This is a genomic window from Oligosphaera ethanolica (assembly GCF_030814695.1).
GTDB classification, from domain to species: domain Bacteria; phylum Verrucomicrobiota; class Lentisphaeria; order Oligosphaerales; family Oligosphaeraceae; genus Oligosphaera; species Oligosphaera ethanolica.
This window is the reverse complement of record NZ_JAUSVL010000001.1, coordinates 2,767,682-2,780,859: the sequence shown is the minus strand read 5'-3', so window position 1 is coordinate 2,780,859 and position 13,178 is coordinate 2,767,682. Positions and strand designations below refer to the sequence as shown.

Annotated in this window: 11 protein-coding genes; all 11 read right to left on the bottom strand. The window is 48.9% G+C overall.

Annotated elements, in window-relative coordinates; genetic code table 11:
* Nucleotides 1-30: 30 nt before the first annotated feature.
* The 11 genes from J3R75_RS09610 to J3R75_RS09560 all read right to left on the bottom strand — a co-directional run bounded on the left by J3R75_RS09610 (nt 31) and on the right by J3R75_RS09560 (nt 13,005).
* A complete protein-coding gene (locus J3R75_RS09610; protein ID WP_307261313.1) occupies nt 31-1,239 on the bottom strand; it encodes a polysaccharide biosynthesis protein in 1,209 nt (402 codons plus the stop codon).
* A gap of 586 nt (nt 1,240-1,825) precedes the next feature.
* Nucleotides 1,826-2,497, bottom strand: coding sequence for a sugar transferase (locus tag J3R75_RS09605; RefSeq protein ID WP_307261312.1), 672 nt, complete (start codon nt 2,495-2,497; stop codon nt 1,826-1,828).
* A gap of 1 nt (nt 2,498) precedes the next feature.
* Entirely contained in the window at nt 2,499-3,725 is a 1,227-nt protein-coding gene (locus J3R75_RS09600; protein WP_307261311.1) for a DegT/DnrJ/EryC1/StrS family aminotransferase, read from the bottom strand.
* Nucleotides 3,722-4,330: a GNAT family N-acetyltransferase gene (locus J3R75_RS09595; RefSeq protein ID WP_307261310.1), complete on the bottom strand. Its 609-nt coding sequence runs from the start codon at nt 4,328-4,330 to the stop codon at nt 3,722-3,724. Before J3R75_RS09595 ends, J3R75_RS09600 begins: the two co-directional genes overlap by 4 nt.
* Nucleotides 4,331-4,338: 8 nt before the next feature.
* Complete coding sequence (locus tag J3R75_RS09590; RefSeq protein WP_307261309.1) at nt 4,339-5,469, bottom strand: glycosyltransferase family 4 protein; 1,131 nt, start codon at nt 5,467-5,469, stop codon at nt 4,339-4,341.
* A gap of 68 nt (nt 5,470-5,537) precedes the next feature.
* Complete coding sequence (locus J3R75_RS09585; protein WP_307261308.1) at nt 5,538-6,710, bottom strand: glycosyltransferase family 4 protein; 1,173 nt, start codon at nt 6,708-6,710, stop codon at nt 5,538-5,540.
* 107 nt (nt 6,711-6,817) lie between these two features.
* Nucleotides 6,818-8,461, bottom strand: a complete 1,644-nt coding sequence (gene wzy, locus J3R75_RS09580; protein ID WP_307261307.1) for an O-antigen polysaccharide polymerase Wzy — start codon at nt 8,459-8,461, stop codon at nt 6,818-6,820.
* Nucleotides 8,462-8,584: 123 nt separating this feature from the next.
* A complete protein-coding gene (locus J3R75_RS09575) occupies nt 8,585-9,985 on the bottom strand; it encodes a lipopolysaccharide biosynthesis protein (RefSeq protein ID WP_307261306.1) in 1,401 nt (466 codons plus the stop codon).
* Between the two features lie 67 nt (nt 9,986-10,052).
* The gene (locus J3R75_RS09570) at nt 10,053-11,159 is read right to left on the bottom strand and encodes a polysaccharide pyruvyl transferase family protein (protein WP_307261305.1); all 1,107 of its coding nucleotides are present in this window, start codon (nt 11,157-11,159) and stop codon (nt 10,053-10,055) included.
* 27 nt (nt 11,160-11,186) lie between these two features.
* A complete protein-coding gene (locus J3R75_RS09565; RefSeq protein ID WP_307261304.1) occupies nt 11,187-11,777 on the bottom strand; it encodes a Coenzyme F420 hydrogenase/dehydrogenase, beta subunit C-terminal domain in 591 nt (196 codons plus the stop codon).
* The gene (locus J3R75_RS09560; RefSeq protein ID WP_307259144.1) at nt 11,722-13,005 is read right to left on the bottom strand and encodes an ISL3 family transposase; all 1,284 of its coding nucleotides are present in this window, start codon (nt 13,003-13,005) and stop codon (nt 11,722-11,724) included. Before J3R75_RS09560 ends, J3R75_RS09565 begins: the two co-directional genes overlap by 56 nt.
* Between the last annotated feature and the right edge of the window lie 173 nt (nt 13,006-13,178).

Here is a 13,178-nt window from a genome sequence, read left to right as displayed (position 1 = left end):
TTTCTCCCCTTCTCGCACCCGCCCTCCCCCTCACATCTTCTGGTCGAGGTTCTTGCCTTTTTCGACGTGTTCGAAGTTCGGGATGAACTGCTGGATGGCCTGGACTATTTCGGCCTTGGTAACATCGTCGCGGTCTAGCAGCCCGCGCATGCTGGCGAAAAACGCCTGCAGCTCGCTCACAGGCCGGGCCTTGACGCTCTCAATGACACCGAGCGCCGCAAAGCGCCGCATATTCACCTGCTCGTCGCCGGTGTAGAATTCCTCAAAGCTCTTTTCGCCGGTAGTATCCGACGCGAAGTAATAGACCGGATAAACCTTGCTGTCATCGGGCATGGCCGCAGCGAACTGCCGGGCCTCTTCTTCCGACGTGCAGGTCTTGACCTCGTAGCCCAGCGACTGCAGGAACGCATCCGCAATCGTGGAGAAGGTCTTCATCTGCTCTTCGCCAAGCTTGGGGAAAAATATCTCGCGGCTGCGCCCGAGCATGCAGGCCAACATACATATCTGCCCGCTTTCCTCAGGCGACACAAAATAGCGTTTGACGTCATTCGGCGCGCTCAATGGCTGCTTTTTCATCAGTCGCTCAAGAAAGCCCGCCAGAAGACTGCCATTGGAAAAGGCCACATTCGCAAAACGCGCGGTCGTGACCTTGAAGCGGTCCGAGTAGGCCATGATCATATCTTCCATCACGCGCTTGCTCGCGCCCATGATGTTCACCGGGTTGGCCGCTTTGTCCGTCGACACGCAGAAAAAGTGCTCCGGCGGCCGTTCCACCAGCATCTCCAGCAGGCCTCGCGCCCGCAGGACGTTGTTCTCCAACAGTGCCTGCACCGAATACGCGTCCTTCTCGCTGCGAACGTGCTTGTGCGCCGAGAAATTGGCGACGATATCAAAACCGCCGTTGTTCTTGAAGACCTTGGCGAAGACCGGGTCAGCGAAGCTAATCGGGTAGGTCCGGTAGTCCTCCGGCACAAACATCCCGCAGGTCGAACGCAAATCCCTGGTCAGCTCGGTGAGCCCATTCTCGCTCAGGTCCACCACCACCAGCTGCGCCGGCTGGAAAGGCAGCAGCGCGCGAATATATGACGACCCGATCGTCCCGGCGCCGCCAATCACCAACACCCGCTTGCCCGCAATGGCCGCGCGCAACTCGTCGCGATGCGCATCAATATCCGCCAGAAACATGCTCTGCGCCCGACCGGTAATGTGCTCAGAGATAAATTTGCTCACATTCAGCATGCTACGTCGCTCCCGTTGTTATTCCAATTGGTCGCCCTTTGCCATGGCGGTCGAAAGGCTACTGCGCCGTAGGCGCATAACCATGTATCCGTCGCGGTATTTCATCGCCCCGAAGGGGCAGAAGCGCCAAAGGCGCGAAACATACCAGCCCAGGATGCCGCCCTGGTACGCCTAATATCCATCGCGGTATTTCACCGCCGCGAAGGGGCAGAAGCGCTGAAAGCGCGAAGCAGTCCAGCCCAGGGCAAGCAACGCCGAAGGCGTGCGCCGCCCTGGGTAGAGATCACCTCCCAGCCAAAGCGCTGAAAGGACGTGACATACCAGCCCAGGATGCCGCCCTGGTACGCCTAATATCCGTCGCGGTATTTCACCGCCGCGAAGGGGCAGAAGCGCTGAAAGCGCGAAACATACCAGCCCAGGGCAAGCAACGCCGAAGGCGTGCGCCGCCCTGGGTAGAGATCAACCACCAGCCAAAGCGCTGAAAGCGCGTGACATACCAGTGTCTACAAGAGGGGTGCCGCATGCGGTAGGTTTCATGCCTCTTGATGCCGCGCAAGCGCGGCGTGGACAACAGGGCAAAGTCTTGTCAGTCCATCCACTCGGGCTTGGGCGGCAGATTCTTGAACCAGCGGAAGGGCGCCTGGCTCCGAGGGACAATGATCACCCACGCGGTGAGAACAATCAGCTTGATATCCACCCACAGCGACTTGTTCGCCAAATACCACAGCTCCACCTCGCCCTTATAGGGCGCGATTTTTTCCGTATAGAAGGCGATAGGATCCACGCCCGGCGCCGACAGATACTCCTCTTCATCGCGGAAGATCACCGAGCCAATGCCCGTGATGCCCGGTACCGAGTCGTAAATCTTCTCCTGCACATGCTGCGGATAACGATAGAAATCGTCCTCCATCTGCGGCCGCGGCCCGACCATGCTCATGCTGCCATTCATGACATTGAAGATCTGCGGCAGCTCATTGATCTTGGTCTTGCGCAAGAAACGACCGAAAGGCAGTACCCGTGGATCACCACGGGTGGTCAGGCTGCCGGTGCCCATGTTGGGCGAATTCTTCAGCATGGTCGCAAACTTGAAGATGTTGAAGCGTTTATTCTTGTAGCCCACCCGTTTCTGAAAATACCAAATTTCATGCTCCCCCGTACACCACAGGATTAAGATGCATGGCAATAGGATCCACAAGATGCAGAAACAGACAACGACAGCCAGCAGCAAGTCAAATGCTTTTTTGCATAGTGGGTACATATCAGCCTTTCACAGTTTCTTGATACGCATCGGCGACACTCTGGCAGATGACAGCAAGTTTCTCCTCGCTTAATTTGTTATAGATGGGCAGGCTGATTTCATTCTGGTAGAGGTCAAAACAATGCGGATAGTCTTTAATGCGATAGCCGCGATTACGAAACAGCGTGAGCATAGCCATGGGGATGTAATGGACATTCACACCCACGCCGGTCTCGCTGATAAGCTGAATCATGCGATCGCGCCGCGCCTCGTCAAAACCCCGTACGCGTAACAGAAACAGGTGATATGAGCTCTCGGTGCCATCGGCGCTCCCGGCCGGCGGCAGTACTGCCCAGTCAAAGCGTGAAAAGAAATCCACATAGTACTTGAAGATTGCCTTGCGCTCCGGCAACAACGAGTCTTTGTATCGCCGCATCTGCGCCAAGCCCACTGTCGCGCAAAGGTCCGGCATATTGACCTTCAAGCCCTGGTCAATGATATCGTAACGCCAAGCTCCAGGCTGATTCTTCTCAAAGGCACTCTTGGTCTGCCCGTTAAGGGACATCACACGGAGGTATTTGTACTCGGCATCGTGGTCAAAGCCATCCGGCAGACTCAAAGCAATGGCTCCGCCCTCACCGGTCGTGATATTCTTCACCGAGTGCAGCGAAAAAACCGTGACGTCCGCAATCGTGCCACAGGCCCTGCCCCTGTAGGTCGCGCCTAACGAATGCGCCGCATCTGCCAGCACTAATATCCGGCCCAAGGTCTCCTGGCGCTTGCCATTAGCACGAAATTTTCCGCGCAGCTCGGGATCAGCAAGAACATCGGCAATTGCGTCATAATCACAGGGATACCCCCCGATGTCAACCGGCAAAATCATCTTGGTGCGTTCAGTCACCGCCGCCTTGATCTTCGCCGGATCAATGGTGAAATCGTCCTTGACATCGACCATCACGGGCGTGGCGCCCATATTCATCGCGCACAGCGCCGTTGCTGTGTAGGTGTAGGCCGGCACAATCACTTCATCGCCAGGACCGACATTGAACCAGCGCATCATCAGCATGGCGCCCGAAGTCCAGGAATTCACACACAAAACCCGTGGGTTGCCAATGAATTTGGCAATCTCCTCTTCCAAAGCCCGTACCTTGGGGCCGCTGGTCAACCAGCCAGTACGAGTGAGTGTGTCCATCATTTCGTCGATAACCGGCTGGTCAATGACCGGAAGGGAAAAGGGTATGCTTGTCATGTTGTCAACCTCGTTGCCATACGGAACATCCGCCGCTTGGGATACGCAACAAACGTGTTGGTAATGTCAAAACCATTTTTACGATAAAATGCCAGTGTTGCCTCGTTTCCCTCCGCATCGGTTGTCAACGAAAGAACACCACAACCACGCCGCGCCAATTCGCTTTTTAGTTCCGTAAGCAGCGCAGTCCCAGCACCTCTCTTCTGAGCATGAGGATGCGAAGCGATGGACAACAATTCGGCGTAGTCCTGCCGATCGCCGTCGGTATCGCCTGTCTTCGACATGTTGTACGCCAGCCGCAACAAGGCCCGCGGCCGCGTAAACAATAATCTGAGGCTAATTAACACGTAGGTCACGAACCGGGCCTTCACCAAACGCCGGTGAAAACCTCGAGATAACGTCGTCGCCGCGCAAAACGCCGTCACCTTTCCAGAGTCGCCATCGAATGAGGTTAGCAGCAAACCATCAGGAGCGGTCATGACTGAATGATAGTAACAAGCTAAAAATTCCGGCCCGAGACTGCTGAGAAAAAAATGCGGGAAAGCCTGGAGATGCACGTCAACAATCGTTTCAATATCTTTGGCCAACGCCGGTCTTACGGGCATGTTTTCACCTAAGCGAGGTTAATCAGAGTGTCCATCAACACGCGGAGATTTTTGGAGCGGGTAAAATGCGCCAATGCGTATTGCCGGCCATTATGTCCCCAGCGATCCAACTGCTCACGGGGGCTTTGTGCGATACGGCACATCGCCTCGGCAATGGCCTCGGGCGATTCGGGTGGGCAGATAACACCACAATCGGCCGCACGAATAGCCCCCGCAGTATCGCTGTCGCCGTCAAGCGCGGCTAGTACCGCCTTCGCTGAAAACATATATGCCGGCAACTTGGATGGTATCGAACTGGCAGCGGCGCCTTTGCGCAAGGGCAACAGCATCACGTCGGCACGGCTCTGCATTTCGGGGACTTTACCAGCTGGAACATCCCAAAATTGGATATCACAGCCCGGATACTTTCTCGCGTGCGCGACATACGCATCCCGGTAGCTGCCGCTACCGGCAATGACCAAGCGCGCCTGGACCATCCCAGCCTGAGCAAAACCATCAATCAGAACGTCTATCCCAGCTACCGGGCCGACATTCCCGCAATACATAAAAGTCAGCTTTTCTTCACCAGGCAGGGCCTCGCCAGCCGGCCGGTACGAAATGAAGGGGCTTTCATCCTGCCAGTTGATCACCGTGACCATTTTTTCTTCAGGCAGATGACGTGTCGCCCGCAAATAGTCCTTCATCTTCGCGGAAATAACGATAACGCGGTTCGCGCGCGAAAGAACGTAACGATCAATCGGCATAAGCAGCACCGATACCAGGCGACCAAGCCAGGACGGTAGCTTGTTTATCAAGGATTCCGGGTACATGTCCTGAACATGCACTGCACTGGGCATGCCGCCCTGAACACAGGCCTTGACGATGAACGCCTGGGAAAAAAGGGGCCAGGAATTCAGATAAACGAGATCGTATTTTGCTTGAGCCGCCTTGATGAACCGATAGCAATGCCAGCCAAAACTGATGCTCTCCCAAAGCCGTTTCAAGGGGTTGGGCCCCGGCGCAAAATACGAGGGCAAATGGCACACGTTGACATTTGCCGCAACGCCATCAGAAAACGCAAATCCCATCGGACGGCTGGGACGGGGGCACAACACCTGAACTTGATGTCCTTGTGACGTCAACTCACGATATAAATCCATCGCTAGAGTCGCAGACACAACCGGCTCAGGCGGAAATACCGCCGATATTAGCAGAACACGCTTACTCATTATCTCAATACGCTGCTAGCCCTGTCACACAAATGCCGGTACATGGCTGTGCGTACAGGAGTTAATTGGCTCTTCGTAAACTTCTTGGCAGTAGCAACACTTTGACGGCTCAACTCACTCAGCTCTGAGGGATTGGCAATACATGCGCATATGCGACGAGCAAAGCCATCTGCGTCCTCAGGGGAAAAAAGGCAGCTTGGCGGCAATATCTCCGGCACGCCACCGACTGGCGTGGACAGGCATGGCAAGCCAGTCGCCTGAGCCTCAATGACCACCCGCGGCAATCCCTCAGTCTCTGAAGGCAGCACCATCATATCCGCAGTCGACAATAACGCAAAAATCTTTTCGCGAGAATGAATTCTACCAGTGAAATCAATTTGGTGCATTATATCCAAATCCACTGCTAGCTTTTGATATCTACTGAGATAAGACCCATCACCAACAATTATCCCGCGAACATTTGCTCCGAGATCATTGCATATTTTAATGGCACGGATAAATGTCCGGTGCCCTTTACTGTCATTTTCTATGCCATTGGTGATGTGAATCAGAGTGAAGGGACGCTGAGACAGCTGACCGTCGTAATGGCGTGGCTCACATACAACCTCATCGGGCAGATCGACACTGGAGTAGTATGCGACGTGACCTGCAGAAACTGCCGGATACCGTTTTTCCAGCACTTGGCTGACATAGGCGACTGCGTCGGCCTGACGAGTCATCCAAAGCAGCATCTTGACGTTGAGCCGCTTCCAAAGCCCCGAGAGCATAGTCCAGTCCATTGGATCACCGACCACCTCTACGGCATATGGCTTGCGTCCTATCTTCGTCACCAAAAAGGAAAGATATGACTCCATCTGCGGCACGCGGAAGATCACGCAGTCCGCACCCTTGGCAGCGAGCCGAAAATCTCGCAACACCAAAAAGCTCTTCTTTATCAAATCCTTCAGTCCGTGATACCAAGTGATTTCATGCACAGTTAAGCCAGGGCCACTTACTTTCAAAAGCTTGTCTGTATGGTCAATTGTACCGGGATGCCTCCTGGCAACTACGGTCACCTTTTCAAAGACAGCCAAGTAACGTTGAAAAAAAACGTAACTGTGAATCGAAGGCGTGTAATAATCGCCCTGGGCGTCCTGAAAGACATGTGCGCAAGTGACTATAAGTGCATTCATAATTTTACGTAAACAAAAGTTGGTCTCATGGCCAACTGTATTTTGCGGGTGCTAGCAGATGGACGACAAAAGCACATCGGTAAATGCCTCATCCTCACAAACCCGTCTCAGGCTGTGGTCTTGCCAGTCACGGCGTCAGTGCCGGACACCTCTTCATGATGCCCCCCACCTTCGCCCGCAGAGTGTTCCGCATCTCCAGTTCCCTCGGCTTTGTCGCCCCCTTCACCAGCACCATCTCTAGCGTCGGGCTGCGTTTCCTCAATCGTCGGTAAAACTAGTGGCGCTTGCGCGTTGGTTGCTACACCACGTCCAAAACCAAAGCGCTTGCGCGACGCGATGAATAAAAACAAAACACAAAAAACCGCATATCGAGGAAAGGTGACGACACAAGCACGAGGGATGTAGACAGCATACACGAGCAGGATCGCCGACGCAGCTAATGCGTACATGCCGCTACTGCGTGCAGAGAATACGATGTCAGCCTTCGCCATGAGATACCCAAGTATGAACATAATAACAATCACTGAAACCACCCCAAAATCAAGATAGGCATCAGCTATGACGTGGCTCCCCATGCCAAAAGGAGGATTGTCGCCAAGAACGGCGTGAGTGATCAACCAGTCACTCGAATTGGCAGGCGCGCGGCTGTAAACGTAGTTGTTCAATAAAGTCCGAAGTCCTGGCACAATACTGGCAATACCATTAAAAAAGAAATTCCAACCGTAATAAAAAGGGTAGTTTTTCGGTACCTCTTCAGTCAATATGTGCAAACAGGAAAAACTCCTGGACAATTGCCGCGTTAACGCCAAAGGAGCTTCTTGAGCTCCTGACTGCTGCCGTTCAGTAAGAGCAGCCATAACCTTCTGACTCAAGGGTAAATCGTAATAAAGACGAGCCTCGCCTATGATCGCAAGGAGAGATGCGGCTAAAATCAGGCTGATAATGCAATAACGCAACTTCATCTGGGTAATGTAAATACCCCAAAACATTAACAACAGGTAAATAAATGGACCGCGATCACCCATCCTAAGACTCATTAACGCAATGAAATGAGTGGTGATAAATAAATAAGTCCCTGTTTTTCGAAAATAATGAAAAAGTGAATAACTGTTTTTAGACCCGCAATAAAGAGGATATTGATTAATTACACAACAACATAGACTAGAAGTAAAAAAAATAAGATATGAAAAATTAGCCAAGCCACTCTGCTGACTTCGGCCAAAAGTACCAGACCAAAAGGCAGCTCTTACAGAAAAAAGATATAGGCAAAAAGCAACTGTGTTCATTGCTATAAGAATAGGATAACCATATCGGAACTTTGATTCTTCATTTTTTTTAACAATGACTTCAAGTTGTTGTTTTGGAGAAGACAAAAAGCCATGCGCACACACTACATATCCGAGCACAAAAAAAACAAATCCAAGTGTCACCAGCGAAGCAGAGTAACTTGCTGTCGTTCCCGAACGCCAAAAAAAGGCTGCGTTATTAAACTGATCATAACCAAGATTATCTAACAAATAAGCTTGATATCCCACCACCAAATAAGAGATGATAAAAATTAAAGATGGTAACGCATAACATCTCTTTTTTACATGCTGATAAAAACTAGGTATATAACACAATAAACAAATAAAACCGCAAATAATTGACATCCATAGATAAAATCGAGATACGTATGAAGGTGCTGAATAACAAGCAATAAGCGACATTATAGCTATAATTACAAGCGTAAAATAGGTAATTAATATCATGTTATGATCTTACCAATTTGAAATACTGCATATAATATTTGTTAGTCAATGTAGTAAAAGCGTTCTGTTGAATTTATGACTTTACTACAAAAACATGTAGTACGCGATAATAATATGTCTATGTCATAAGTATTTAACGCGACACATAATGTAATGTCGATATATCGTTGCTGGAATGGCCAAGCCAAAAACAAACTGTGCGAAAACAATGGCTGCCACAGATTGTGTGCTCTTGCCGAGGCAGAAACCAAAGGACACGACCACCAATCCCGCAGCCAGCTTGACCAACGCCGCGAAGCGAACATGATTGATAGCCAGCACGAAACCGCCATAGATGCTACTGGCTACCGATGCCCCAATGCTAAAACCGCAAGCAACGAGTAGCACGAGTGAAGGCAACGCTTCAGGACTCCTGGTCCAATGCGTGATGATAAAACGTCCCGCCAGAACAATCGGGATAATCGGCAGCCAGGTCGTCACCATCAGTAGCCAGAAGGTCTTGTGGATATTTTTTTTCATCCACTGCTTGTCTCCAGAATGCCACGCTTCTCCCATGGCCGCGTAAATACCAGTGCGAAATGCCTGCGGAAAAATTGACAGGACACTTAATAACTTTTGCGTCACTGAGTAAGGAACGGTAGCGCTTGCGCCAATCGTGTTGCCAATTAGGATAACGATACTTGCATTGGTTAAGGTGAAACTCAGTTGGTGAACAACTACCCAAATTCCAATAGTGAAAAGCTGCCGGATCACTCCCAGAGATGGCATGACGCCCCATGGCCGCAACACTGGAACTTTGACTATAAAAACGAGCCAGCCAATTAACAAAGCAAAATTTGGAATGGCAATGTAGCCACCAGCAAGTAACCAAAAAGGCAGCTTATAGACTACACATATAACAATGAAGCCAAAACCGATAAGCCGGCCAACGAGATAACAGCCGTACCCCAAATACCCCCGTTGGTAGGCAACCGTCACATTTAGCAGCTGCGTTGCTGGTAAGCTTATCGCGAACGCTATCATCACCGCCCGCACACCAGGCAAAATTTGCTCTCTGGCCTCCGGTGAATTGCATTTGATCAAAACGTCCCAGGGCAGCATCGGTGCCAAAAAAAGGGTTGCCAACACCAAAAGCGCCGCTAAAGCACAAATTGCAGTCATGGCATTGACGATGATCATGCGTGCATGAAAATGGTCTCTGCGCGAATCGCATTCAATCAGCATATTGCGCAAGCCTACTCCAAGACCAAAATCGTAAAAGGTCGCAAACTCAACAATGCTGGTCAACACCATCCAGACACCAAACAAATCTGCCCCGAGGTACTTAAGCGTTAACGGAACAGTTAATATGCCTGTTAGCAACGTCGCAACCCGAAAGGACATCACTGCGGCAGTCGTCCAAAGTCCGCGCTGATACCGTTTTTTGCTGCGAATCTCCTCAGCTGTGCCAGTATGAGACGTCGTCCATAGTGCTTGTGATAATCTCCACAGTTTCTGTATTTTTTTTCTCACTATCGTTTTCACAACACTATCTTAACGTAAAATTGACGTACTGAATCCTATATGAACACCACAAGAAATCATACCTTTTTTATACGCTCACTTCGCGTAAAAGAAAGTCTATCGACGCTTGTTTCTGCACACAAACTTCATTATTTACATCATGATAATTTATTGTTGGTACCGTTGCCGTATTAATGTCTTCGTCTTCAATGTAAAGTAACTGATGCTTAAGGCCTGTCGTCATCATCAATTGCTCTAAACGAGACTTCAAATGATGCCTTCGACTGGTCACACACACAAATGGACGCTGATAAATAATTGAAAATGCACAGCCATGAAATGAATTTGATATGACCATGGAGGCATTTTGCATCAGGCCTAAAAATTCTGTTGGACCGGCATTATATATGTTAGTTTCAAATGGGTTGAATTTGTGGTACTCCCGTTGACCAATCTTAACTATTTCCCAACCAGTCTCGCGTTGTATTCGTTGCGCAAGACGTGACATTTGCTCATTTATGGGTTTGTTTACAATATAGTAACATAAAATATAGGGTTTCTTTCTTTGAGGATTTAATGCAAGCTGTTCCCAAACATCGCATTCAAGCAAAAAAGTGGGGTCGACTGTAATTGCTGCGTCACGACCACTTAGCTCTTTCACAATCTTGACCGCTTCGGTTTCACGAACGCCAATTACATCAAGCCCCAGCAGCCTGGAGCGATACTCATCATGGTACTTTTTGGGTATCATATGCAAACCAAAGCTGGCTGCATAAGATATCTTTTTGGTTTTAGTACCAGCAAAGGAAAGAAAATAATTAGAGTCGTTATCAGTATTAATGGGATTCCACACTTGGTCACTGCCTGCAATGCAAACAGAATATGCGTCCTTTACTTGCAAAAGTTTTTCTGCTGATGGATAATATTCAGAAGACATCTGCATATATTTTTCACGAAAAGCTTTTGTGCGATTTTGCCGCGCAGTCCCAATAATCAGCGGGGATATTTTTTCCCATAGTCCGTGATAGATTTTTTGAAATTGTGAAAAGGATGAATAGCCCTTTTTAGGCCGCAAATAGTCAATTAATTCACAATCATGGCCATTCTTAATTAAAAAATTTTGCAGAGCGAATGCTTGTAAGACTGCGCCATAATTTATCGAGCGATGAAATGTTACTATGCCAACTTTTGCCATGTTATTGATTCGAAAAGTTAATTAAAACTATTTTTTTTGTTTATTGATAATGGCTTTATTTGTATAGAATAGAACTTTTGTAATTATTTTATATAAAGAGAAAATGATAGATTCTTTGTGGTCAACTAAATGTAACTTTTTATAAAAAAAATTATCAATCGTCCATTCTATATGTGCAATATTTTTATTGATACCTGTTTTATGTTGTTCAATATTTTTATTAAAGCTAAGTATATTGTCATATTTGCATGTATTTAATTGAATTGGAGATTGTTTTAATAATAAAAATCCATTTTCTGTATGGACTAATACTGCAGAAACACCAAAATAATGCTCTTGGCAATAATCTTTCTCTCCCCAAAAATCACCTAAGGTTATATCCGATGATCGATCCTTATATGCAAATTGGCATTGTAAACAATTTGGCCTTTTGTAACATTTTTTTGTAAAACCAAATGATACAATGTTATTGTCGCCTGCATTAATTATATTTTCAGAAGAATTTTTGAAAATAAATTGGTGCTTCAGGCAATTCCGTGGGTTGCAAATTTGAGTGCAAGTGCTAGTTGGCGGCCTCTGGCAGCAGGTTAAGTTTCCCGCAATGAAACAGAATTGCATTGCGTAAAGATTCTTTGTTTTTGAAACCACATGCACTTCTCTTGACAGCCTCAATTTTGCTGTTCAGCCCCTCGGTCAGGGCATTGCTGACCCCATGTTCGATTGCAGCCACTATGCCATAGAAGTGGTTTTTCAGCGTATGGGCGGCTTTTGCCATGTCCGGAATTTGTGAATGCGTCGCCCACCAGTACCAGTGTTTGAAATACTTCGGCGTCTCTTCTTTGTCGGGGCAAGTTGTCCACATGTCGCGAAGGTTTTCCTTGATTGCCCATGCCCGCGCCGTTTTCTTGGCAATCTGTCTAACTTTTTCGAACCTGGCCTTGTTTTTGTCAGGAAGATTCTCCCTGCCATACAGAAAATCATGGCGCGCTCCGAACATGCTTTTCTTGTCCTCATCGCTCATCGTGGCCTGTTCTTGCTTTCGTGTGCTGTCCACTGCCTTTTGGACGACCTGCATCACATGGAAATGATCAAAACACAGTTCGGCATTGGGCATGAAGTTTGACGCAATACGCTCATACCCCGCACTCATGTCCATGGCCGCGATCTGGACGTTTTTCAAACTTTCCTTGCGTTTTTCAAACCAGGGGCTGATGTCATCAATGCGCCGCTTGTCCACCACGTCAAACACGCTCCCATTGCCAATGTCAGTGATAATGGTGAAATAGCGATGTCTGGAAAACACCTGCTTCTCGTCAAGTCCCATGATGACCGGCGTCGTATCGCCACGTCGCTCAAGCCCTCGCTTGACGGCCCGATCGCGGATACTTTCCAACATGTCCCAAGACACCCTCGTTAGTTCGGACGCATCGGTCAAATTGGAGGCCTGGATGGTCTTGATGCACTTGCTTTCCATCTTGTATGTAATTGAGATCTGTGAATCAGCCAGAGGAAAGTCGCTGTTGACGATCCCATGCTTGGGGCATTGAACTCGGGGAATACGGGCATGAAGGTAGGTCTTGCACTCGCAGGTGTCCAGATGTTGCCAGGTTCTTTCCGGAGCATGGTCGTAAGTAGGTGATGGGGTGTGACAGGCATGACACGAAAAGCGATAATGCTCCTGATGGATCAGCCAGACGTCAACACGGGTACTGTCGTCGGAAATTTCGACCTTGGAGACAGTCCAGGGCGATGGCGGATTAATCACGCGTTGATAAAACGACTCCAAGTTCATGGCGGACTCCCATGGCTCAATGTGAATGACGAGGTCAGGTGATTGACTGGGCATTGCGTGGCCATGAGGTAATGAAACACAAAAATGATCGGGTGCAACAAAAGTGAAGGCATTCTTGCAATAACAAGAAACACCGAAGCGGAAGATTGCTCCGACTGCCTTCCATACAAATTGACATGGAAAGCTGGGCGGGCATCATAATTTGAACATTAATTGATCGTTGAATA